The sequence below is a fragment of the Mesorhizobium sp. WSM1293 genome (assembly GCF_000513875.1).
In the GTDB taxonomy this organism is placed as follows: Bacteria; Pseudomonadota; Alphaproteobacteria; order Rhizobiales; family Rhizobiaceae; genus Mesorhizobium; species Mesorhizobium ciceri.
The window spans coordinates 45199-67493 of the sequence record NZ_AZUV01000014.1 but is presented as its reverse complement, the minus strand read 5'-3'; the positions used below and the strand labels follow the sequence as shown (position 1 = coordinate 67493).

General features: G+C 64.0%; 19 protein-coding genes. 11 read left to right on the top strand and 8 right to left on the bottom strand.

Annotated elements, in window-relative coordinates; all coding sequences use genetic code 11:
• Positions 1-8 precede the first annotated feature (8 nt).
• The 4 genes from M729_RS0118835 to M729_RS0118820 all read right to left on the bottom strand — a co-directional run bounded on the left by M729_RS0118835 (position 9) and on the right by M729_RS0118820 (position 6618).
• Positions 9-395, bottom strand: coding sequence for an RNA-binding S4 domain-containing protein (locus M729_RS0118835; protein WP_013529181.1), 387 nt, complete (start codon positions 393-395; stop codon positions 9-11).
• Between the two features lie 16 nt (positions 396-411).
• A complete protein-coding gene (locus M729_RS0118830; RefSeq protein ID WP_027162502.1) occupies positions 412-3786 on the bottom strand; it encodes a helicase-related protein in 3375 nt (1124 codons plus the stop codon).
• 729 nt (positions 3787-4515) lie between these two features.
• Positions 4516-5241 (bottom strand): acetoacetyl-CoA reductase, encoded by a 726-nt coding sequence (gene phbB, locus M729_RS0118825; RefSeq protein WP_013529183.1) that lies wholly within the window; start codon positions 5239-5241, stop codon positions 4516-4518.
• Between the two features lie 198 nt (positions 5242-5439).
• The gene (locus M729_RS0118820; protein ID WP_024502944.1) at positions 5440-6618 is read right to left on the bottom strand and encodes an acetyl-CoA C-acetyltransferase; all 1179 of its coding nucleotides are present in this window, start codon (positions 6616-6618) and stop codon (positions 5440-5442) included.
• 86 nt (positions 6619-6704) lie between these two features.
• On the opposite strand from M729_RS0118820, the gene M729_RS1000000139710 reads away from it, so the two are divergent.
• Both M729_RS1000000139710 and phaR read left to right on the top strand, forming a co-directional pair.
• Positions 6705-6833 carry a hypothetical protein gene (locus M729_RS1000000139710; protein ID WP_255337222.1) on the top strand — a complete coding sequence of 43 codons (129 nt, stop codon included), beginning with the start codon at positions 6705-6707 and terminating at the stop codon, positions 6831-6833.
• A gap of 84 nt (positions 6834-6917) precedes the next feature.
• Positions 6918-7529, top strand: a complete 612-nt coding sequence (gene phaR / locus M729_RS0118815; protein ID WP_013529185.1) for a polyhydroxyalkanoate synthesis repressor PhaR — start codon at positions 6918-6920, stop codon at positions 7527-7529.
• A 21-nt stretch (positions 7530-7550) separates the two neighbouring features.
• Here the strand turns inward: phaR and M729_RS0118810 are convergent, their stop codons facing one another.
• Positions 7551-8690, bottom strand: a complete 1140-nt coding sequence (locus M729_RS0118810) for a citrate synthase (protein WP_027162501.1) — start codon at positions 8688-8690, stop codon at positions 7551-7553.
• A gap of 92 nt (positions 8691-8782) precedes the next feature.
• Here M729_RS0118810 and M729_RS0118805 point away from each other — a divergent pair, with 92 nt between their 5' ends.
• The 3 genes from M729_RS0118805 to M729_RS0118795 all read left to right on the top strand — a co-directional run bounded on the left by M729_RS0118805 (position 8783) and on the right by M729_RS0118795 (position 12021).
• On the top strand, positions 8783-9871 hold the full coding sequence (locus M729_RS0118805) for a citrate synthase/methylcitrate synthase (RefSeq protein WP_024502946.1): 1089 nt from the start codon (positions 8783-8785) through the stop codon (positions 9869-9871).
• A 178-nt stretch (positions 9872-10049) separates the two neighbouring features.
• Positions 10050-10841, top strand: a complete 792-nt coding sequence (locus M729_RS0118800; RefSeq protein WP_027162500.1) for a 3-hydroxybutyrate dehydrogenase — start codon at positions 10050-10052, stop codon at positions 10839-10841.
• 49 nt (positions 10842-10890) lie between these two features.
• A complete protein-coding gene (locus M729_RS0118795) occupies positions 10891-12021 on the top strand; it encodes a patatin-like phospholipase family protein (protein ID WP_027162499.1) in 1131 nt (376 codons plus the stop codon).
• Positions 12022-12054: 33 nt separating this feature from the next.
• On the opposite strand, the gene M729_RS0118790 is transcribed toward M729_RS0118795, so the two are convergent.
• Positions 12055-12651, bottom strand: coding sequence for a TetR/AcrR family transcriptional regulator (locus tag M729_RS0118790; protein WP_027162498.1), 597 nt, complete (start codon positions 12649-12651; stop codon positions 12055-12057).
• A 123-nt stretch (positions 12652-12774) separates the two neighbouring features.
• Here M729_RS0118790 and M729_RS0118785 point away from each other — a divergent pair, with 123 nt between their 5' ends.
• The 6 genes from M729_RS0118785 (at position 12775) to M729_RS1000000137380 (ending at position 20953) form a co-directional block, all read left to right on the top strand.
• The gene (locus M729_RS0118785; protein WP_027162497.1) at positions 12775-13236 is read left to right on the top strand and encodes a (2Fe-2S)-binding protein; all 462 of its coding nucleotides are present in this window, start codon (positions 12775-12777) and stop codon (positions 13234-13236) included.
• Positions 13237-13238: 2 nt separating this feature from the next.
• Positions 13239-15512 (top strand): xanthine dehydrogenase family protein molybdopterin-binding subunit, encoded by a 2274-nt coding sequence (locus M729_RS0118780; RefSeq protein WP_027162496.1) that lies wholly within the window; start codon positions 13239-13241, stop codon positions 15510-15512.
• Positions 15509-16117, top strand: coding sequence for a hypothetical protein (locus tag M729_RS0118775; protein ID WP_027162495.1), 609 nt, complete (start codon positions 15509-15511; stop codon positions 16115-16117). Before M729_RS0118780 ends, M729_RS0118775 begins: the two co-directional genes overlap by 4 nt.
• 155 nt (positions 16118-16272) lie before the next feature.
• A complete protein-coding gene (locus M729_RS0118770; protein ID WP_027162494.1) occupies positions 16273-17448 on the top strand; it encodes an efflux RND transporter periplasmic adaptor subunit in 1176 nt (391 codons plus the stop codon).
• A 79-nt stretch (positions 17449-17527) separates the two neighbouring features.
• Entirely contained in the window at positions 17528-20701 is a 3174-nt protein-coding gene (locus tag M729_RS0118765; RefSeq protein WP_027162493.1) for an efflux RND transporter permease subunit, read from the top strand.
• 93 nt (positions 20702-20794) lie between these two features.
• A complete protein-coding gene (locus tag M729_RS1000000137380) occupies positions 20795-20953 on the top strand; it encodes a DUF3309 family protein (RefSeq protein WP_013529196.1) in 159 nt (52 codons plus the stop codon).
• Between the two features lie 60 nt (positions 20954-21013).
• Here M729_RS1000000137380 and M729_RS0118755 read toward each other — a convergent pair whose 3' ends face one another.
• Entirely contained in the window at positions 21014-21973 is a 960-nt protein-coding gene (locus M729_RS0118755) for an SDR family oxidoreductase (protein ID WP_027162492.1), read from the bottom strand.
• A 69-nt stretch (positions 21974-22042) separates the two neighbouring features.
• Complete coding sequence (locus M729_RS0118750) at positions 22043-22252, bottom strand: DUF680 domain-containing protein (RefSeq protein WP_027162491.1); 210 nt, start codon at positions 22250-22252, stop codon at positions 22043-22045.
• Between the last annotated feature and the right edge of the window lie 43 nt (positions 22253-22295).

The following is a 22295-nucleotide window of genomic DNA, read 5'->3' as shown; positions in this document are numbered from 1 at the left end:
GCCAGGCATCAATCTTCGCCGAGCAATCGGTCGGTCTGGCGACGTTCCTTCTTGGTCGGGCGGCCGCTGCCGGCCTCGCGCAGCCCCGGAATTGCATCGGGAGGGGCTTCGCCCTTCGGTGCGGGCGGTGGCGACATATCCTCGTAGAGCGTACGGGCTTCCTCGGCCGGGCCGCGTCGCGCACCCGCGCCGAGGACCTTCCAGATGAAGATGCGCCGCTCGAGCGTGATGGTCAGGACGTCGCCTGGCTTGACCTGATCTGAGGCCTGCGCTGCTTTGTCGCGATTGATGCGGACCCGGCCGGCGACGACCAGTTTTGCCGCCAGCGAGCGCGATTTCACGACGCGGGAGAAGAACAGCCATTTGTCAATGCGCTGGCGGCCTTCGGCAACCATCGAAGCGAGCCGGGTTCTACTTCTTCAACTGGTCGCGCAGAGCGGCGAGCTTGGCGAAGGGCGAATCCGGATCGAAACGCACCGGACGCTCCTCGCGCGGCTTCGGCTGGAAGGCGGGTTTGCCGCCTTGCGGACCACCCTTGCCATCCGGCCTGCCACCCTTCCAGTCGGGACGGCCTTCGCGGCGGTCGGGACGCTCGCCCTGCGGCCTGTCACGTCGCTGTTCGCCTTCGGCCTGCGGCTTGGGTTTGAACTTCGAGCGGTCGAAGCGCGGCTTGCCGGCTCCATCGCGCCGTCCTTCATGGGCCGGACGCTCTCCGGGTGCAGCGGCGGCCGGTGCGCCGGCGTCCGCAGGCGCATCGCTTCGGCCGCGCGCTTGTCCGTTGCGTGGGCGATTGTTCCTGCGGTTGTCGTCGCGGTTGCGCGGGCGCTGTTCGAAACGACCCTGACGCCACAACAGGATGGGTTTTGGCGCTTCGGCTTCCGGAGCGGGTTCCCCGGTGGCTGCTTCAGTCACCGTCACGGGTTCGTCCGGCGCGGCATTTGACACCAGCTCGGCCGGTGCAACTTTTTCTGCCGCTGCGGCTTCAGTCTCGGCAGCTTCAGCCTCTGCCTGCGGTTCAACCGGTGCCGGTTCAGCAGCAGCCTCGGCAACAGGCGCGTCGTCTTGCACGGTTTCGACCGGAGCGTCCGCCTGTTCTTCCACGGCAGGCGCAGCAGGTTCCGCCGCGGCGTCGGAGGTGATTTCGGTCGCCGTTTCCGAAACGGCCACTGCGTCCGATGCCGGCTCCGACCCTTCGACTGCTGCCTCTGCTGCGGCGTCCGCCGCCTTGGTCTGCTCGGCTCGTGCAGCCTCTTCCGCCGCAAGCTTCGCCATCGCTGCTTCGCGCGCGGCATTGTCCTGTGCTTCGAGCCGCGCCTTGACCTCGACGGCCGGCTTCGGCTCGGCACGGTAGCCGAGACCTTTGAGGATCTCTTCCATATCGTCCGCGGTGGCGCCGAGGATCGACATCATCGGCGGCGTCACCATGAAGGACTGGCCGTCATAGGCGCCGTCCGGGCGCTGGCCGAGGCCGGGCTTCCAGTTGGTCGCCGGGCGGATCAGATCCGCCAGCCGTTCCAGGATGTCGATGCGCACGGCGCGACGGCCGAGATTGCGGTAGCCGGCAAGCTTGTAGAAGGTCTTGTCGAAGGCCGGGTCGATGACCACCGAGGTGCGACCCGAGGCGAGCGCATGGACCACGTCGCCAAAACCTGGCTTGTCCTTGCCGTCGTTCTTCAGCGCCCACAGCAGCGTCACCAGCCCGGCAGGCGCCGGCTTGATCAGCGCCGGCACGAAGACATGGTAGGCGCCGAAGCGCACGCCAAGCCGGCGAAGGGCTGCGCGGCCTTCCTGGTCGAGCGACTTCATCTCCTCGGCGATGTCGCGGCGGTTGATGAGGCCGAAATTCTCGACCAGCTGGAAGGCGATGCCACGGCCGATGCCGGAAATCTGGTCGGCGTTTTTCAAGTCGACCAGCGGCTTCAGCAGCGACTCGATCTGGAAATTGACGAAACGCTCGGCACGCGCGGCGACCTTGTCGCGCGCCGGGCCGGTCAGCTGTTCGTCGGCCAGCAGCACCAGCCGCGGCTTCAGCGCGTCTTCGCCTGATACAAGCGTGCCGATCGGCGCACCGATCCAGCGCAGCGTGCCATCCGACCCGAGCGCGATATCGCCATTGGCCGAGGCGCCGAAGCGTTCGGCGCGCGCCTCGAACTCGGCGGCCAGCGCCTTCTGGGCAGCGGTGCGCACCGCCTTGGCGTCTTCGCCGCCGGCGGTCTGGTCGGCGGTGAAGCGGAACCCTTGCAGCTCGCCGACATGGTGGCCTTCGACAAGGACGGTTCCGGTAGAACTAATTTCGGCTTCAGGCATGGTATTTTCTCTAAGGCGCCGCATGAGGACGGAAGTCCTGCGGTCTACGAAGCGTTTCGTCAACCGCTCATGCAGCGCATCCGACAATCTGTCTTCGATTTCGCGCGTCTTTTCCTGCCAGTGTGCCTGATCGGCCAGCCAGCCGGGCCGGTTCGACACGAATGTCCAGGTGCGGATCTGGGCAATGCGATGCGAGAGCGTATCAATGTCGCCCTCTGTTGTGTCGGCGCGGCGCACCTGCTCGGCCATGTAATTCTCGTCGACATGGCCGTGGCGTGCGAGGTCCGTGTAGATCGAGGCAATGAGATCGGCATGTTGGGCCGGCGCGATCCTGCGGTAGTCGGGCAGCGCGCAGGCTTCCCACAGCAGCGCCACGCGCTTGGCATTGGTGGTGAGTGCGCGGATGTCCTCGTCGCGCGACAGATGCTCGAGCGCCTGTGCATCGACGGCAGGCAATGCCCGTGTCAGTCCCTCGACCGGGGCGTTGGTTTCGATCGAGCGCTTCAGCGCGTCGAGGCTGGCAAAGTCGAAATGTGCGGTGCGCCATTGCAACACCTTCACCGGGTCGAAGTCGTGGCCTTCGATTTTCTTGATCAGATCCTCGTCCAGCGGGTCGACCTGGCCGGTGACACCGAACGTGCCGTCGCGCAGATGCCGGCCGGCGCGGCCGGCGATCTGGCCAAGCTCGGCCGCCGTCAGATTGCGGTACTGGAAGCCGTCGAACTTGCGATTCTGGGCGAAGGCGACGTGGTCGAGATCGAGGTTGAGACCCATGCCGATGGCATCGGTGGCGATGAGGTAGTCGACATCGCCGGACTGGAACAGCGCCACCTGGGCGTTGCGGGTGCGCGGCGAGAGCGCGCCGAGCACGACGGCGGCACCGCCCTGCTGGCGGCGGATCAACTCGGCGATGGCGTAGACCTCGTCGGCGGAAAAGGCGACGATCGCCGTGCGCCGCGGCAGGCGGGTCAGCTTCTTGGAGCCGGCATAGGCAAGATGCGACAGCCTCGGCCGCGTCACCACCGAGACGCCCCTCAGCAGGCGCTGCAGGATACTTTGCATGGTGGCGGCGCCCAGCAGCAGCGTTTCCTGGCGGCCGCGCAGGTGCAGGATGCGATCGGTGAAGATGTGGCCGCGCTCGAGATCGCCGGCGAGCTGCACCTCGTCGATGGCGACGAAGGCGGCGTCGGTCTCGCGCGGCATGGCCTCGACGGTGCAGACCGAATATTTGGCGCCCGGTGGCTGGATCTTTTCCTCGCCGGTAATCAGCGCAACCTTGTGGGCGCCGACCTTTTCGCAGACGCGGGCGTAGACCTCGCGCGCCAGAAGCCTGAGCGGCAGGCCGATGATTCCACTCTCATGCGCCACCATGCGCTCGATGGCGAGATGGGTCTTGCCGGTGTTGGTCGGCCCGAGCACGGCGGTCACGTCGCGGCCCGACAGGATCAGCGGCTCAGTGTGTTTGGGCTGGATGTTCATCAACCTAGAATAAGGCTTCCGGGACCTGGAGATAAGGCTTCTGGCCTCTGGTTGTCGGGAGCGTGCCTCAAATGGGCGCGTATGACAGGCGACACATAGGGATTTCGGGCGCGAAGCGAAAGCGGAATGTTCCGTCGGCAGCCAGAAGGTGGTTCTGTCAAGCTCTCAATCAGATGCGGATTAACGGATAGAACGAGTCTGGAACGAATCGGCGACGAATCAGTGACTCCTGCAGATTCAGCTTTTGTTCACGGCTATATGTGGATTTCGCGACCACGACACGCACCACATGCTGAATCGCTGAACTGGCCCGTTTCGTGCTAAGAGGGCATTGCCATTAACCTTTGCCGATAAACGATCACAATGGCTTGGCGTACCTCGACCAAGGTTATGAAATTGTTGATCTTTCTTAATCTGCGTTAAGCAATTGGCAGGGGATTCCGGCTGTCGTCGTTAACGTTCAGCTCAAAGCCGGAACGAATCGGCGACGAATCAGCGATGGCGGAATTTTCCCGTTTTGTTCACCTCAATATCTTGTGTTGTGAACAGCTTATCCACCGAGAATCCACAGGCTTGGAAGCAGGTTTCGCACAGGTCGGCCGGGCCGCTGTTAACCTCTGCGTGCCGGATTGGGTCAGCAGCCGTGCTGTCACTTCGAAGGGACCATGGCGCCAACGAAAAACGGGCCGGCGCGCCGGCCCGTCGATCTCTGCGCCTACATCGCCGTCGTCAGGCGAAATACTGGCCGCCATTGGCCGTGATGGTCGAGCCGGTGATGAAGCCGGCATCTTCGGATGCGAGGAAGACGACGCAGCGCGCGATTTCTTCGGGCTCACCGAGGCGGCCGACAGGAATCTGCGGAATGATGCGCTCATTGAGCACCTTCTCGTCGATCGCCTTGACCATCTCGGTGGCGATATAGCCGGGACAGATGACGTTGACAGTGATGCCGGCGCGAGCCCCCTCTTGGGCGAGAGCCTTGCTGAAACCGATATCGCCGGCCTTGGCGGCGGAATAGTTGACCTGGCCGGCCTGGCCCTTCTGGCCGTTGATCGAGGAGATGGTGATGATGCGGCCGAACTTGCGGTCGCGCATCCCGCTCCACAGCGGATGCGTCATGTTGAAGACGCCGGACAGGTTGGTGTCGATGACCTCTTTCCACTGCTCGCGCGTGATCTTGTGGAACATGGCGTCGCGGGTGATGCCGGCATTGTTGACCAGCACCGAGACCGGGCCGAGATCGGCCTCGACCTGCTTGATGCCGGCGGCGCAGGCATCATAGTCGGCGACCGACCATTTGTAGACCGGAATGCCGGTCTCAGCCTTGAATTTCGCCGCTGCGGCGTCATTGCCGGCATAGTTCGCCGCAACCGAATAGCCGACGGTCTTCAATGCGATCGAGATCGCCGCGCCGATGCCGCGCGATCCGCCTGTGACGATTGCTACCTTGGTCATGCATTTCCCCTTTTTTGATATCGCCCTGTTGTCGGGCTTGGCAGGCACTGGATACAGAACGGGCGGCTAAAGCGCGTCGCGCTGAGGTAGATTCAGGCGATGCGCTTCAGATGTTTGGTTTTATGCATGTCGGTGTTCCCAAAACCGCTGCGCACTTTTGGGCGACATGCATGCACGCCGCCCTTTTAGTGACTTTCTTCAGAGTGCTTCGACACACATGGCGACGCCCATGCCGCCGCCGATGCACAGGGTAGCGAGACCCTTCTTGGCGCCGCGCCGGCGCATTTCGAAGACCAGCGTGTTGAAGACGCGAGCGCCGGACGCACCGATCGGATGGCCGATGGCGATGGCGCCGCCATTGACGTTGACGATCGAGGGATCCCAGCCCATGTCCTTGTTGACGGCGCAGGCCTGCGCCGCAAAGGCTTCGTTGGCCTCGACCAGGTCGAGATCGCCGACCGACCAGCCGGCCTTTTCCAAGGCCTTGCGCGAGGCGGGAATGGGTCCGGTGCCCATGATCTGCGGATCGACGCCGGCGGTTGCCCAGGACACGATGCGCGCCAGCGGGGTGATGCCGCGCCTCACCGCTTCCGCTTCGCTCATCAGCAGCGCGCCGGCGGCGCCGTCATTGATGCCGGAGGCGTTGGCGGCGGTTACCGTGCCGTCCTTGTCGAAAGCCGGTTTCAGCTTGGTCATGGCGTCGATCGTGGCGCCGTGGCGGATGTATTCGTCCTGGTCGACAATGGTGTCGCCCTTCTTGCCCTTGATGGTGACGGCGACGATCTCGTCCTTGAACTTGCCGGCCTTCTGCGCGGCCTCGGCCTTGTTTTGCGAGGCGAGCGCGAACTGGTCCTGGTCTTCGCGGGTGATCTGGAACTGACGCGCGACGTTTTCGGCTGTGTTGCCCATGTGGTAACCGTTGAAGGCGTCCCACAGCCCGTCCTTGATCATGGTGTCGATCAGCTTGAAGTCGCCCATCTTGACGCCGGCGCGCAGGTGCTGGGCATGCGTCGAAAGCGACATCGATTCCTGGCCTCCGGCGACGATCACCTTGGCATCGCCGATGGCGATCTGCTGCATGCCGAGCGCGATGGCGCGCAGGCCCGAGCCGCAAACCTGATTGAGGCCCCAGGCGGTGGTTTCCTTGGGCAGGCCGGCATTGATCGACGCCTGGCGGGCCGGGTTCTGGCCTTGCGCGGCGGTCAGCACCTGGCCGAGGATGACCTCGTCGACCTCGCCTGGTTCGACGCCGGCACGCGACAGCAATTCCGTGATGACGACGGCGCCGAGCTCATGCGCCGGGGTGGCGGCGAAAGCGCCGTTGAAGGAGCCGACCGGCGTGCGCGCCGCACTGGCAATGACGATGGAAGCGGACATTTTCTTCTCCAGACTTCAAGGGTGTTGCTCTGTCGTTGAGGACTTTTCTTGCCCTTTCCCAACCCCAAGTCAAACCGGAAATGGGCATGGCGCCCATGCGCCGCAAGCAGGCCATGCCTTGCCATGGCGGCCATTCGTCCATTGCTGCGCAGCATATTTTGCCTGCCATGCAGCATTTAGTGATCCCGCACTGCACAAACTGCTTGGAATTGTGAGGCTTTTGCGCATATCCTCAAAAAAGGCACAATCGTTATCGGCGGCTTACTCAGAGGCGCGCCGGTGTCCCCGGGAGGATGTAGATGGCCGCTAAAGACGATCCGATTATCATCAAGAAATACGCCAATCGCCGCCTCTACAACACCGGCACCAGCACCTATGTGACGCTCGAGGACCTCGCCGAGATGGTCAAGAAGGGCGAGGAGTTCACCGTCCAGGACGCCAAGACCGGCGACGACATCACGCATCCGGTGCTGACCCAGATCATCTTCGAACTGGAGAACAAGGACGGGCAGAACATGCTGCCGATCCCGTTCCTGCGCCAGCTCATCGCCTATTACGGTGACCAGATGCAGATGATCGTGCCGAGCTTCCTCGAACAGTCGATGCTTGCCTTTTCCAAGGAGCAGGAGCGCTTTCGCGAGCAGATGAAGGGGGCGCTCGGCAAGTCGCCGCTCGACATGATGAAGATCACCACGCCGATCAAGGCGCTGGAGGAACAGACACGGCGCAACATGGAAATGTTCCAGAATGCGATGCGGCTGTTCACGCCGTTCCCGCCTGCGGGCTCCACGCCAGCCGCTGCGACGTCGCCCGAGCCGGCCAGGAAGGAAACGCCTGACAAGCCCGACGATCTTCAGGAACTGAAGGACCAGATCGCGGCCATGCAGCGCAAGCTCGACACGATGTCCTGAGCGCCTGGCGTTCTTGCGGCCTTACACCAGCACGCCCTCATAGCGGCCGCGCGGCCGGATGACACTTCCGCTTGTTATCTGTTCGACTGTGTGCGCGGCCCAGCCGACGCTGCGTGCGAGCGCGAACAGGCGGAACGGTGCATCGCGCGGCAAGCCTAGGCTGCGCGTCAGCGCGGCCAGCCCAAAGTCGATGTTGGGAAGCGCGCCGGTCGCCGCAAAGGCAGCGTCGCGCAGCGACGATAGTGTGCCGTCAACCTCGATCACCGACAGCAGCGCCGCCCCGCGGGGATCGCCGTCAGGATAGAGTTGATGACCGAACCCCGGCAGCGGCCGGTCATGGCTGAGCCAGCGCCGGATCGTCGCATCGGCGCCATGCCGCGCCGCATCCTCGGCCAGTTGCATCACCGCCTCGCCGGCGCCGCCATGGCGCGGGCCTGACAGCGTCGCGAGCCCTGCCAGCAGGCAAGCGGCCAGCGGCGCGCCGGTCGAGGCTGCGACGCGCGCGGCGAAGGTCGACGCATTCAGTTCATGATCGGCAAGCAGGACAAGCGCACGGCGGATCGCATCGGCGCGGCCGGCATCCACCGACCAGTCCTGCGCAAGCCGCTGATGGACGGGATTTGACCCCGCCGGTGCGCCCAGCGCGGCGGCCAGCACGCCGACCGCGTGCGCGGCATCGGCATGCAGCGAGGCGGCGCTGCGCCCGAGCGACGGGCGCCCCTGGCCGGCAAGCACGGCAAGTTGTGCAAAGGCCGAGGCTCGGCCAGCTTGATGGGGTGCGTCCGGCGACGCTGCTTCGAAAGCCACCGGTTTCGGCAGAGCCCACAGAACGGCGGCGGCTTCTTCCAGTGTGGCGTGCCCGGAGAGCACTGCGGCGTCCTGCCCGCGATAAATGAGCCGACCGTGCGAGACGGTCGAAATCGCCGTTACGATCGAGGGCTCGCCCCAGGCGATGGCGCTTTCGGCGATGACTGACGGGCTGCGGCCGCGCGCCCGGCGGGTCGCCAGTGCGGCGATATCGTCGGCGCGGTACTGGCTGCGGCGCGGATCGGCGCGGTCGGGCCGCATGCCGATGCGCCCACGGCTGACATAGGCGTACAGCGTCTGCGCCCGCACCTTGAGTCTCTCCAGCGCCTCTTCCCGGGACAACCACTCGGACATATCGAGCCCTGATATTGATTCTATTGATCAAGATTGATGGAAACGTTGCCCATCTCTATCTCCGATCCGGAAATGCTTCAAGGAGACAGGCTATGGCGAATGGGCTCGATGATGTGGTGGCGGCGGAAACCGTGCTTTCCGATGTGGATGGTCTTGGCGGCCGTCTGACGATCCGAGGTCATTCGCTGCCGGAACTGGCCGGCCGTTGGAACTATGCCCAGGTGGTTAGGCTGCTGCTGGATGGCTTTTTCAACGACCTTCCCGATGATGCGCAACTGACGCGGGCGCTGGGACAGGCGCGTGCGGACGTGTTCGAACGGCTCTTGCCCTCGCTGCCTTTGCTGGCGCCCCTCGATGTCTACAGCGCCATGCGCGCCGGCATCGCGCAGCTGCCGGATGGCGAGACCTTGACCGACGCCTTGCTGCTGATCGCGGCGCCCGCCGTGCTGACGCCGGCGCTGCTGCGCCTGCGGCGCGGCGAGCAGCCGATCGCGCCGGACAGCCGCACCGATCATGCCGCCGACATGCTGAGGATGCTGAGTGGCCGCGTCGCCTCGCCGGCGCTCACAAAAGCGCTCGACACCTATCTGGTGACCGTCTGCGACCATGGCCTCAACGCATCGACCTTTGCGACGCGCGTGGTCGCCTCCACGCAGGCCGGCCAGACATCCTCTGTGCTGGCCGGGCTTGGCGCGCTCAAAGGGCCGCTGCATGGTGGCGCGCCTGGCCCCGTCATCGAGATGCTGGATGCGATCCAGGCGCATGGCGATGCCGCCGGCTGGCTGCGCAACGAGATCGCGCAGGGCAGGCGCATCATGGGGTTCGGCCATCGCATCTACCGTGTGCGCGATCCGCGCGCCGATGTGCTGAAGGCCGTGGTGCGGCAACTCGGCGGCGAGGGCGAAACCGGTCGCCGGCTGGCCTTTGCGGAGACCGTCGAGCAAACGGCGCTCGAGGTGCTTAGGATCGCAAAGCCGCAGCGTTCGCTGCAGACCAATGTCGAGTTCTACACCGCGCTGGTGCTGCAAGCGGCGGGCTTTCCGCCGCAAGCTTTCAGCAATGTCTTTGCCGCCGGGCGCGTGGCCGGCTGGATCGCGCATGCGCGTGAACAGCAGACGACTGGACGGCTGATCCGACCGCAGTCGCGCTATGTCGGGCCGGTGCCGGACCTGGTCGCCTGAGGTTCTTTCGGCGCCTGGCGAGCGACACCGATCCGATCAGGATCCTCCTGGTGAGCGGCCGTGTGGCCGCTCATGACGAAAATTTCATCTCGTCGAAAAATTCTGGCCGCTGTTATTGCGTCGCATTGAGCATATATGCTGCACTGCAACATAAGATCGCTCTTGCCGCAACCAGAGGATTTCGACCTTGGCCGCCAGAAAAACCGCAGTCATCACCGGCTCCACATCGGGCATTGGCTTGGCCATCGCCCAGGCGCTGGCGGCCGAAGGCCATAATGTCGTCGTCAACTCCTTCTCCGACACGGCTGCCGACCACGCCATCGCTGACGCGATCGCCAGACAGCACAAGGTGAAGACGGCCTATATCAAGGCCGACATGTCGAAGCCGGCCGAATGCCGGGCGCTGATCGCCAAGGCGGCCGAGACATTCGGTTCGGTCGATATTCTCGTCAACAATGCAGGCATCCAGCATGTCGCGCCGGTGGAAGAGTTCCCGATCGAGAAATGGGACGCCATCATTGCCATCAACCTGTCGTCGGCGTTCCACACCATCGCGGCCGCCATCCCGCTGATGAAAAAGGCCGGCGGCGGCCGGATCGTCAACATCGCCTCGGCGCATGGCCTGGTCGCATCGCCGTTCAAATCGGCCTATGTCTCGGCCAAGCACGGCATCATGGGATTGACCAAAACCGTTGCGCTCGAACTGGCGCGCGAAAAAATCACCTGCAACGCCATCTGCCCCGGCTATGTGCTGACGCCGCTGGTCGAGGCGCAGATCCCCGACCAGATGAAAGCCCATCAGATGGACCGCGAGACCGTCATCCGTGAGGTCATGCTGGACAAGCAGCCGACCAAGGAATTCGTCACGGTGGAGCAGATCGCGGCAGCGGCGGTGTTCCTGTGCTCGGACGCGGCGGCGCAGGTCAACGGCACGCAACTGTCGGTCGACGGCGGCTGGACCGCCGCGTGAGGCGCAAAACTCTCCTATCCACCCAAAGGGACAGATCAAGGACGACGCCATGACCAAGAACGGCAAGGCGGAGGAGACGAAGAAGATCAACGTGGCGCTTCAGGGCGGCGGCTCGCACGGGGCCTTTTCCTGGGGTGTGCTCGACCGGCTGCTGGAGGACGGACGGCTGGAGATATCAGCAGTGTCCGGCACCAGCGCCGGCGCCATGAACGCGGTGGCGCTGGCCGACGGATATGTGCGCGGCGGTGTCGAAGGCGCGCGGCAAAAACTTGACGATTTCTGGCGCGCGGTGGCGGCCAAGGGGCGGTTCAGCCCGGTGCAGCGCATGCCGTGGGACGTCGCCTGGGGCAACTGGTCGATCGAGAACACGCCCGGCTATCTCTTCTTCGATACCATGTCGCGGGTGTTCTCGCCCTATGTCGCCAACCCACTCGGCCTCAATCCGCTGCGCGACGTGGTGCAGCAGGAGATCGATTTCGAGAACGTCCGCGCCTGCAAGTCGATGGAACTGTTCATCTCGGCGACCAATGTCGAGACCGGACAGTTGCGCGTCTTTTCCGACGGGGAGATCGACCTCGATACGGTGATGGCCTCGGCCTGCCTGCCGCAATTGTTCCGCGCCGTCGAGATCAAGGGCGTGCCCTATTGGGATGGCGGCTATGGCGGCAATCCGGCGCTTTATCCGTTCTTCAAGACGGCCGCGACCGAGGACGTGCTTCTGGTGCAGATCAATCCGGTGGTGCGCGAGGGAACACCAAGAAGCGCCAACGAGATCCAGAACCGCATCGACGAGATCACCTTCAACGCCGGGCTGCTGCGCGAATTCCGCTCGATTGCCTTCGTCAAGGAGCTGATCGCCGCCGGCCGTCTGCCGCATGGCGAGTATCGCGACATCCGCATGCACCGCATCGATGCCGACGAGGCGTTCAAGGACCTGTCGGCGTCCTCGAAGGTCAATGCCGAATGGGCGTTCCTGACCTATCTCAGAGATCTCGGCCGCACCGCCGCCAGCGACTGGCTGGAAGAGAATTACGACGCCGTCGGCAAGCGACCGACGCTCGATCTCTCCGGCGAACTGGATGACGGCTTCAAGCCGGTGCGCGGTCCGGCACCCGGCCGGCGGGTCAAGGAATTTCTTGCGGCGCGCAAGAACCCGGAGGCAGAGCGCCGGCGCGCCTGAGCGACCAATCGATGTGCATCGATTGGTCCGCAATCATGCTTTCAAGGTCAGGTCGATCACCCTGATCAGGGCAGCGGCTGCCTGCCGCTGCCCTTCCGGATCTCTGATCCGCGCCTTCATGCCTTCCAGCCCGTCGAGCAGCATGTCGGCAAGCAGTTGCGCCGACAGGCCCCTGGCCGCCAGATCGACGCCGTTCCTGGCTGCCTCGCCCTCTATCGCGGCGCCGATGTGTTGGCCAAGCCCGCCGCGCCAGCAGCCCACCAGATCGCCAAGGCTCGATTTCATGTCCAGCAATTCGGCGCCGTGCGGCGAGGCAACGACCGCGCTCATCATCGAAATAAAGGCCTCATCGATGGCTCGCATCATGCGCTCGTTGAAAGGGCCATCGCCGGCTAGGGCAAACCTTGCCGCCTCGACCGAGCGCGACAGGATCATCATGGCGATGGCGCGGAAAATGTCGGTCTTGTTCTTGAACAGGAGATAGAGCGCCGGGCGCGACATGTCGGCGGCACGGGCGATGTCGTCCATGGTGGTGCGCGAGAAGCCATAGGCCAAAAACACCTTCATCGCGCCATCCAGAATACGGGCGCGTTTGGGATCGGCGGTGGCGATGTCTTCGATCTGGTTCATCGAGCAATTCTATCCTGCAAAATCCTAATTGACAAAATGACGAAATTTGTCAATCTGTATCGGAGCGAAACGGCCGGGAGGCCGCTTCGCCCTTGGCAGTGGACGACAACAAAGGGTATCCCCATGCGCCTCACCGTCGACGGTCAGTCATTCGATATCGACGCCGATCCGGACATGCCGCTGCTGTGGGCACTGCGCGATCTCATTGGCAAGACAGGGCCAAAATTCGGCTGCGGCATCGCCGCGTGCGGCGCCTGCACCGTGCATGTCGACGGTCAGCCGGCGCGTTCCTGCTCACTCCCAGTTGGGCAGGTCAGCGGCGCTGTCACGACTATTGAAGGCATCGGCACGGCAGGCGGACTGCATCCGGTGCAGCAGGCATGGCTGGAGGAACAGGTCGCGCAATGCGGCTACTGCCAGGCCGGCCAGATCATGAGCGCGGTGGCGCTGCTCGATGAAGTCGCCGACCCGAGCGATGCCGACATCGACAACGCCATGGGCGGCAATCTCTGCCGCTGCGGCACCTATCCCAAAATCCGCTCGGCCATCAAAAAGGCCGCGGCGCTCAAGACGGCGGGGCTCTGACCATGGCCAGTGTCGGAAAGATCGCCCGCCGCACGTTTCTGATTGGCGCTGCCGCTGTCGCTGGCGGCGTTGCCGTCGGCTATTACTACTATCGCAAGCCGTTCCCGAACCCGCTCGAGGCCGAGCTTGGCAAGGGCGAGGCGACGTTCAACCCTTATGTGAAAATCGGCGCCGACAACACCATCACCATCGTCGCGCCGCGCGCCGAGATGGGGCAAGGCATTTCGACGACGCTTGCGGCCATGGTCGCAGAGGAACTCGACGTCGGGCTCGACCGGGTCATGGTCGAGCATGGACCGGCATCCCATGCCTACTACAACGCCGCGATCCTCGAGGAGGGCGGTCCGTTCGCCTTCTTCGATGAAAGCCTGACCGCGCAGGCGGTGCGTTCCGGTCTCGGTGTGGTCGGCAAATTCCTTGCCCTGCAGGGCACCGGCGGTTCGGCTTCGACACGCGACGGTTTTGACAAGATGCGGCAAGCGGGTGCCGCTGCCCGGCAGATGCTGGTCGCAGCGGCAGCGCAAAAACTGGGTGTCGCGGCGGCCGATCTGGAAACGGCCGACGGTTCGATCCTGCACAAGGCGTCGGGCAAATCGCTGACCTACGGCGCGGTCGCCGCGGCTGCCGCCGCGATGGCGCCGCCGGCCGAAGTCAGGCTCAAGGACCGGGCCGACTGGAAGCTGCTGGGAAAGCCGCAGAAGCGCATCGACATGCTGGCAAAGCTCACCGGGGCGCCGATCTTCGGCATCGATGTCCGGCTGCCGGAGATGGTCTACGGCACGGTCAAGATGAGCCCGCGCTTCTGGTCGAAGCCGGTCAAGGCGGACCTCTCCAAAGCCGAGAAAATGCCTGGGGTGATCAAGATCGTGCCGCTCGAGACGAATTACGGCCATGGCTTCGGTATCATCGCGAATAATACATGGGCAGCATTCAAGGCGGCCGAGGCGATCGACGCCCAGTGGTCCGATCCTGAATATCCGCTCAGCAGCGCCGCCATTTCAGATGTGCTGAAGCAGGCGCTTGCCACCAAGGGGTCGGTGATGCGCGACAATGGCGATGTCGAAACCGCCTTTGCCGACGCGCCGCGCGAAAGCATCATCGAGGCAGACTATGCCGTGCCCTATCTGGCGCATGCGACGATGGAGCCGATGAACGCCACGGCACAGTTCAGGGACGGTGCGCTCGACATCTGGTGCGGCAACCAGGCGCCGACCCTGGTGCGGCAGCTTTGCGCCAACGCGGTCGGCATCGAGCAGGACAAGATCAATGTGCACACCACCTTCATGGGCGGCGGTTTCGGCCGGCGCGTCGAGATGGACTACGCGCTGTGTGCCGCGCTGATGGCGAAGGAGACGGGCGGACGCCCGATCAAGGTGACCTGGACGCGTGAAGAAGACATGCGCCACGACGCCTATCGACCGGCCGCAATAGGCAAGTTCCAGGCGCGGCTCGGTGACGATGGCATGCCGATCGCGGTCGACATGAAGATGGCCTCGCCATCGGTGATCGCCGGTACGCTGCGCCGGCTGTTTCCCTCGATATCGCCGCTCGGTCCCGACAAGACCATTGTCGACGGCGCCTATGACCAGCCCTACACCATCCCGAATTACCGGGTCAGGGGTATCGCGGCGCCGGTCTCCATCCCTGTCGGCTCCTGGCGTTCGGTCGGCAGTTCGGTCAACGGCTTCTTCCATGAGGGCTTCATGGACGAGATCGCGGTCGCCGGAAAAATCGATCCGGTCGAGATGCGCAAGAGACTGATGGCCGCCTATCCCTCGGCGGTGAAGGTGGTCGAGAAAGTCGCCGCGATGGCGAAATGGGGCGAGGCGCTGCCCGCCGGCAAGGCCAAGGGCATGGCCTTCACGCTGTCCTTCGGCAGTTGGGTCGGCGAGATCGTTCAGGTGGCGGACACGCCGGCCGGCATCCGCATCGAGAAGGTGTGGATCGCCGCCGATGTCGGCACCGCGCTCGATCCCGGCATCATCGAGGCGCAGTTGATTTCCGCCGCCATCTACGGCCTTTCGGCAGCGATGGGTCAGGAAATTACCTTCGCCGACGGCATGGTCGAACAGTCGAACTTCCACGATTTCGATGCCATGCGGATCTTCCAGTGCCCGGTCTTCGAAGTCGCCATCCTGGAAAATTTCCACAAGATGGGCGGCGTCGGCGAGATCGGCACACCGCCGGCGGCTCCAGCACTCGCCAACGCCATCTTCGCGCTCACCGGAAAGCGCATCCGCACGCTGCCGCTGTCGAAAACGGTGGCCTTCGCATGAAGAAGCTCCTCATCATGCTGACGCCTGCTGCCATGCTCGTGCTCGCAGCGCCGTTTGCGATTGCGCAAGAGAGCCAGACGCCGGCGCCGGCGACCGTCGACGCGGCGAAAGGCCTGTCCGAATGGGACAAGGTCTATGCGGTGTTCTCGCATCCGCGCTGCGCCGACTGTCATGTCGCGGACGACCGGCCGCGATGGTCGGGTGCGCACTATCGCGGTACGCGCGTTCACGCCTTCAATGTCCAGCGCGGTGCTGACGGGTCGGGCTTCGGCAATCCGGGCCTGCGCTGCACGACTTGCCATTTCTCCAGCAATTCCAAGGCATTGCACGGGCCACCCGGGGCCGAGAACTGGCATCTGGCGCCGGCCGAGATGGCCTGGTTCGGCAAATCCTCGGCCGAAATCTGCGCCCAGATCAAGGATCCCCTGCGCAATGGCAACCGCAGCTTGAAGGACATCGCGCTGCATGTTCGCGACGACAGATTGGTCGCCTGGGGCTGGGCGCCGGGGCCGGATCGTGAACCGGCTCCGGGCTCTGCCGAAGCGACCTATCAAGCGATCGAAGACTGGGCCGCGGCGGGCGCATCTTGTCCGCCGGGGCAATGATCTTGCAACTTTCAGACTATATTGCGGTGCAACTTTGATGTAGAAGCGCGCTTCGCCGATCACGGCAAATTGAACACGGCTTGGCGCGCACCCATATCGGCGACGCGCCCGCGTTATGAGGACGCTGGCCGAACCCGCAGTGGAAAACAACGACGATGCCGAGAATCAGGTTTCACAAGCTTGCAGCCATTGTTGTGCTCATTGGTTTCGCGGCGTGGATGGCGACAGGCGAGTTTTCGTCGGTCGGCAGCGTAGCCGCCAACAAAGCCAAGGCAGCCGAAGCCGAACAGGCCAAGGCGCCGGACGCGGCCAAGCCGAAGGCGGCTGAAGCCGAGCCGAAGGCACCGCTGCGCACCGTTGCGGTGGTGACGCCGCCACGCAAGACCTATGCACGCGCCATCCGCATTTCCGGGCTGACCGAAGCCGACAAGCGGGCGGTGCTGGCGACGCGCGTCGCCGGTGTCATCGACAAGCTGCCTGTCAAGCAAGGCGATCACGTCAAGACCGGGGATCTGGTGCTGATGCTTGCAGCGGAAGAAAAGATCTCGATGGTCGACAACGCCAAGCAGTTGGTGGTGCAGCGCCAGGCCGAGTTGGACGCAGCCTTGCGGCTGATGAAGACCGGCAATCTGCCCAAGCTGCAGCTCGACACCGCACGCTCGAACCTGACCTCGGCGCAGTCGCAACTGGAAACGGCACAGGCCGAACTCGACCGCAACGAGGTGAAGGCGCCCTTCGACGGCGTTATCGACCGGGTGCCGGTGGAACTTGGCAGTTCCATCATGCAGGGCGGCGAGGTGGCAACCATCCTCAAGCTCGATCCGGTGATTGCCCGCGGCGAAGTCAGCGAGCGCGATCTCGGCTACCTAAAACTCGGGGACAAGGCCACCATACGGCTGGTCAGCGGCCAGACCGTCGAAGGCACCGTGCGCTACATCAGCCGCGACGCCACTTCGGCGACCCGCACCTTCCGCGTCGAGGTTGCCGTCCCCAATGCCGACGGCTCCGTGCCGGCCGGCATGACGGCGGAAATCGCACTCAGCGCGCTGCCGACCGATGCGGTGCTGCTGCCGCGCTCGGTGGTGACGCTCGGCGACAAGGGCGACCTCGGCATCCGTGCCGTCGGCAAGGACAACAAGGTTGCGTTCTTCCCCATCGACCTCGTCGACGACACGCCGACCGGCCTGGTGCTTGGCGGCATCCCTGCCGATGCGCGCATCATCGTTGCCGGCCAGGAACTGGTGAAGGAAGGCGATGAGGTCAAGCCGGTCGAAGCCGACCAGGCAACCATCCAGAAACTGCTGGGCGAAGCGACCGCCGGCACGCAGTAGCTGGGGTACGGCGGACAGACCCCGGGCGGGGACACTTGGCTGCGACGCAGCTCGTGAAATTCAAGAACAGGCGTTAGCCATGGATATCGTCAGACTCGCAATCAACAATGCCCGCCTGACCATTTCGGTCCTCGTCTTCCTTCTGCTCGCCGGCTGGGTCGCCTATCAGTCGACGCCGAAGGAAGCCGAGCCCGACGTTCCGATTCCGATGATGTATATCAGCCTGATCTATCAGGGCATTTCGCCTGAGGATTCGGAGCGCCTTCTACTGCGGCCGATGGAAAGCAAGCTGAAGAGCCTGAAAGGCCTCAAGGAAATGCGCTCGGCCGCCTTCCAGGGCGGCGGCTATGTGCTGGTCGAGTTCCAGCCGCAGACAAATCTGGCGACGGCCTTGCAGGACACGCGCTCCAAGGTGCAGGACGGCAAGGCCGACCTGCCGCAGGCGGCCGAAGAGCCGGTCGTTACCGAAGTCAACATCTCCGAATTCCCCGTCCTCGTCGTCACCCTGTCGGGCGAATTGCCCGAACGCGTGCTGACCGCCGCCGCGCGCGAACTGCGCGACCGTATCGAGGAAGTGCCAGGCGTCCTGGAGGGCTCGTTGCAGGGTTCGCGCGACGATCTTGTCGAAGTCGTCATCGATCCGATGAAACTGTCGTCCTACGGGTTGCAACTCGATCAGCTGATCGGCGCTGTCGGGGCCTCCAACAGTCTGGTCGCCGCCGGCAATATCGAAGGCTCGGAAGGCAAATACGCCGTCAAGGTGCCGTCACTGATCGAGACGCCCGAGGACGTGGCGGCCTTGCCCGTGGTCGCCGGCCCCAATGCCGTGGTGCAGGCCAAGGACATCGCGACGATCCGCTCGACCTTCGCCGATGCCACGACGATCACGCGCCTCAATGGCAAGCCGGCCATCGCCATCGAAGTCAAGAAGCGCATCGGCGCCAATCTGATCGACACGCTCGCCAAGGTGAGGGAGGTGTCCGACGCCTACGTCAAGACGATGCCGCAAGGCATGAACGTCACCTACACGCAGGACAAGTCGGTCTTCGTCAACCAGTTGCTCGGCGATCTGCAGAACCACGTCATGATCGCCGTCATCCTGGTGTTCATCGTCATCCTCTACGCGCTGTCGGGTCGTGCCTCGCTGCTGATCGGCCTGGCCATTCCGTCGTCTTTCCTGATCGGCATCCTGCTGCTGGCGATGATGGGCTACACGATCAACATGATCGTGCTGTTCAGCCTGATCCTGGCTGTCGGCATGCTGGTCGACGATGCCATCATCGTCACCGAGTTCGCCGAACGGCGGATGAGCGAAGGCATGCCGAAGGCGGAAGCCTTCGCATTGGCCGCCAAGCGCATGGCCGGTCCGGTCATTGCCGCGACGATGACGCGCATAGCCGCCTTCTCGCCACTGCTGTTCTGGCCGGGCATCATCGGCGACTTCATGAAGTACATGCCGATCACCCTGATCGTCACGCTGTCGGCCTCGATGCTCTATGCGCTGGTGTTCGCGCCGACGCTGGGGGCGATCTTCGCCAAGGCGCCGGAGCATCATGAGGATGATAATCGCGACGGCTGGTACATGGCGATCGTCAAGCAGGCGGTGCGGTTTCCGATTACGGTGGTTTTGCTGACGGTCGCTCTGCTGTTCGGCGTCGGCTTTGCCTATTCGAAATATGGCGCCGGTGTCGAATTCTTCCCCAGTGTCGAGCCCGACTACGGCCTGCTCTACGTGCACGCGCGCGGCAACCTTTCGCTGGCCGAAATGGATACGGCGACCAAGATTGCCGAAAACAGGATGCTCGGCTGGCCCGGCATCAAGTCGGTCTACACCCGCGTCGGCAAGACACAAGGCGGCGGCCAGGATGTCCCTGAAGACGTCGTCGGCGTCATCCAGTACGAATTCATAGATTGGCGCGAGCGCAAGTCGGCGAACCAGATCCTGAACGATTTGCGCGGCGTCATGGCCGGCATTCCCGGCGTCGATGTCGAGGTGCGCGTGCCGGAGGCCGGTCCGCCGACCGGCAAGCCGATCCAGATCAGGCTTTCGGCCGTCGACCCCAAGGGGCTCGACGACAAAGCGCGCGCGGTTGCGGCACGCATCGGCAAGGTGCCTGGCGTCATCGACATTTCCGACGGCCTCCCGCCGCCCGGCGTCGACTGGGCGCTCGAGGTCGACCGTGCCAAGGCAGCGCAATATGGCATCAGCCCAACCGCTGTCGGCACAGTGGTGCAACTGGTGACCAACGGGCTGAAGCTTTCGGAATACCGGCCTGCCGGCGCCGACGACGCCGTCGACATCAGGCTGCGTCTGCCGGAAGACCGGCGCACGCTGTCGACGCTCGACGAGCTCAGGGTGCAGGCCTCGCAAGGCTCGGTGCCGATCTCGAATTTCGTCGTGCGCAAGCCGGAGCCGACGGTTGGTATCCTCAACCGTATCGACGGCGCGCGCACGGTGGTCGTCCAGGCAAACGTTGCCGCAGGCGCCCAGGTCGCGGCCGTGCAGGCGGAGGTCACCAAGGCCGTCTCCGAGATGGATCTCGGCAGCGGCATACGTTGGAAGCTGGCCGGCTCGAACGAAGACAGCGCCGAGGCCAGCGCCTTCCTTGGCAAGGCCTTCGGGGCGGCGATCTTCCTGATCTTCCTGGTGCTGCTGATGCAGTTCAACAAATTCACCAGCGTGCTGATGGTGCTGTCCTGCGTGGTCATGGCGACGGTTGGCGTGTTCCTGGGGCTGCTGATCACAGGCGAGACCTTCGGCATCGTCATGTCGGGCATTGGCGTCATCGCTCTGGCCGGCGTGGTGGTGAACAACAACATCGTGCTGATCGACACCTATGACCGGCTGCGCGAAGAAGGCTGGGACAAGATGGACGCGGTGCTGCAGACCTGCCGCGAGCGCGCCCGGCCGGTGGTGCTGACGGCGGTGTCGGCGATCCTCGGCGTGTTGCCGATCGCCTTCGGCCTTGGGCTGGAAATCTTCCATCACGAGACGACGATCAACGCGCCGTCGACGCAATGGTGGATTTCGCTGTCCTCGGCGATCGTCTTCGGCCTGTCCTTCGCCACCTTGCTGACGCTGGTGGTGACGCCGTCGATGCTGATGATTTTCACGCGCAGCAAGAACAGCCGCTTCTATGCGTTTTTCCGCCGGCTGTTCCGGCGCGGCAAGGGAACGGTTTCGCCGACCGACAGGCCTGGCCAGGAAGCAGGCGACGAACCGGAAATCGCCTTTCCGAAAGCCGCCGAATAGACCCCATCGCCGATTTGACCGGCAGAGGCCGCCCGGAACAACCGGGCGGCCTCTGCATTGTCTCTGAGCGAAACGTCGAAGCGAGGGCTTCTCATGCCGATCACCACCATCGTCATCATCGTCCTGATCCTTGTCCTCATCGGCGCGGTGCCGGCCTGGCCGCATTCGCGCTCCTGGGGTTATGGGCCGTCGGGTATTGTCGGCGTCGTGCTGGTGGTGCTCATGGTGTTGCTGTTGATGGGACGGCTCTGAGGCGCCCTCTCGTGGGAGATTGTTCAGTGTGCGGAGGGGCGGCGCCCGTGATCGCGGAAGTCAGGCAGCTTTCGCAACGCCATTCACGGTGGCAATGCCGATATCGCCAAGAGCTTCAGCAACCGCCTGATCCAACGGCGTGTGCGGGATCTCGCCGACGATGCCTTCCAGGCGTATCGAAGCCAGTTGATGCGGCTCGAAGCGCAGGTAGGACATGGAGACGATCTCGCGCCACATCGCGACGAACGGGCTGCCAGCGCGCAGCACCCACCAGGGCATCGAAGTCATCTTGAGCGGACGACCAATAGCCTTCTCGGCAGCGGCCTTGATCTGCAGATCGGTGACCGCGTGGCCCGGAAAGTTCAGCGCTTCATAGAAGCCGAGCTTGTCCAGATTGCGCGCCAGCGCGACGAAGCCCATAGCGAAGTCAGGCAGATAGGCCCATTCATGCACGAGGTCGACCGGGCCAGGCGCGGTGTAGATACCCTTGTTGATCTTGGCGGCAACGATCAGGTCGAACCATGATCCGCTGCCGGTGCCGCCGAAGAAATCGCCGGCCCGCAGAAGAATGGTGCGGACGCGGCCCGCGTCGGCCTCGCGACGAAACAACTCCTCCATGGCGCAGCGGATGCGGCCCTTTTGCGTGGTCGGGTGGAAGGGTGTGTCTTCCGATATCACCGCCGGCATCGGCGAGCCGTAATTGTAAACGGTGCCGGGGAAGAGATGCAGTGCGCCGTTCGCATGGCAGGCGGCCATGACATTCTGCGCCATCGGCAGGCATTTGCCCCAGTTGGTGTAGATCGGGTTGAGGCCGTTGAAGACGATATCGACACCTTGCGTGGCGCGGATGAGGGCCTCGCGGTCGAGAGCGTCACCGGCAACGGCTGTGGCGCCTTTGAGTTCGGCCGGCACCTTGCCGTTGCGGGTGACGGCGCGGACCTCGTAGCCCGCGTCGATGAAGGCCTTGGCGACCACGCGGCCGAGCCGGCCACCGGCACCGAGAATTGCGATCTTGGTCATTGGAAGCACTCCTGGTTGGGATTTAGGTGGTCGGTCGGGCGATCGATATCAGCGACAGCGCGATCGAGATCAGCGGCTGCCGAAGAGATCGCGGTTGCTGCCCTGTGTGACCGGCTTCCGGATGGCCGCATCGGGGTTGTGAATCGAAGCGGTGGCCGTGTCGTCGGTGCTGGTGGCGGCCGGCTGGCTGGCGCCGTTCGAACCAAACTTGTCGCTGCCGGCAAAAGCGGCGCTGATGGAAATGAGGATGGCGGCGGTGGTGAGAGCGATCTTGGTCATCTGAGTTCTCCTGGTTGGTGTTTGCAGTCCGTGTTGGTGTCTG

What these genes read in the sequence shown, in the direction of transcription:
- phbB (WP_013529183.1), bottom strand. Translation starts at nt 5,241, where the DNA reads ATGACCAAGGTAGCAATCGTCACAGGCGGATCGCGCGGCATCGGCGCG.
- phaR (WP_013529185.1), top strand. Translation starts at nt 6,918, where the DNA reads ATGGCCGCTAAAGACGATCCGATTATCATCAAGAAATACGCCAATCGC.
- M729_RS0118755 (WP_027162492.1), bottom strand. Translation starts at nt 21,973, where the DNA reads ATGACCAAGATCGCAATTCTCGGTGCCGGTGGCCGGCTCGGCCGCGTG.
- M729_RS0118750 (WP_027162491.1), bottom strand. Translation starts at nt 22,252, where the DNA reads ATGACCAAGATCGCTCTCACCACCGCCGCCATCCTCATTTCCATCAGC.
- M729_RS0118810 (WP_027162501.1), bottom strand. Translation starts at nt 8,690, where the DNA reads ATGTCCGAGTGGTTGTCCCGGGAAGAGGCGCTGGAGAGACTCAAGGTG.
- M729_RS0118820 (WP_024502944.1), bottom strand. Translation starts at nt 6,618, where the DNA reads ATGTCCGCTTCCATCGTCATTGCCAGTGCGGCGCGCACGCCGGTCGGC.
- M729_RS0118770 (WP_027162494.1), top strand. Translation starts at nt 16,273, where the DNA reads ATGCCGAGAATCAGGTTTCACAAGCTTGCAGCCATTGTTGTGCTCATT.
- M729_RS0118780 (WP_027162496.1), top strand. Translation starts at nt 13,239, where the DNA reads ATGGCCAGTGTCGGAAAGATCGCCCGCCGCACGTTTCTGATTGGCGCT.
- M729_RS0118765 (WP_027162493.1), top strand. Translation starts at nt 17,528, where the DNA reads ATGGATATCGTCAGACTCGCAATCAACAATGCCCGCCTGACCATTTCG.
- M729_RS0118835 (WP_013529181.1), bottom strand. Translation starts at nt 395, where the DNA reads ATGGTTGCCGAAGGCCGCCAGCGCATTGACAAATGGCTGTTCTTCTCC.
- M729_RS0118785 (WP_027162497.1), top strand. Translation starts at nt 12,775, where the DNA reads ATGCGCCTCACCGTCGACGGTCAGTCATTCGATATCGACGCCGATCCG.
- M729_RS0118805 (WP_024502946.1), top strand. Translation starts at nt 8,783, where the DNA reads ATGGCGAATGGGCTCGATGATGTGGTGGCGGCGGAAACCGTGCTTTCC.
- M729_RS0118830 (WP_027162502.1), bottom strand. Translation starts at nt 3,786, where the DNA reads ATGAACATCCAGCCCAAACACACTGAGCCGCTGATCCTGTCGGGCCGC.
- M729_RS0118790 (WP_027162498.1), bottom strand. Translation starts at nt 12,651, where the DNA reads ATGAACCAGATCGAAGACATCGCCACCGCCGATCCCAAACGCGCCCGT.
- M729_RS1000000139710 (WP_255337222.1), top strand. Translation starts at nt 6,705, where the DNA reads ATGGCGCCCATGCGCCGCAAGCAGGCCATGCCTTGCCATGGCGGCCAT.
- M729_RS1000000137380 (WP_013529196.1), top strand. Translation starts at nt 20,795, where the DNA reads ATGCCGATCACCACCATCGTCATCATCGTCCTGATCCTTGTCCTCATC.
- M729_RS0118795 (WP_027162499.1), top strand. Translation starts at nt 10,891, where the DNA reads ATGACCAAGAACGGCAAGGCGGAGGAGACGAAGAAGATCAACGTGGCG.
- M729_RS0118775 (WP_027162495.1), top strand. Translation starts at nt 15,509, where the DNA reads ATGAAGAAGCTCCTCATCATGCTGACGCCTGCTGCCATGCTCGTGCTC.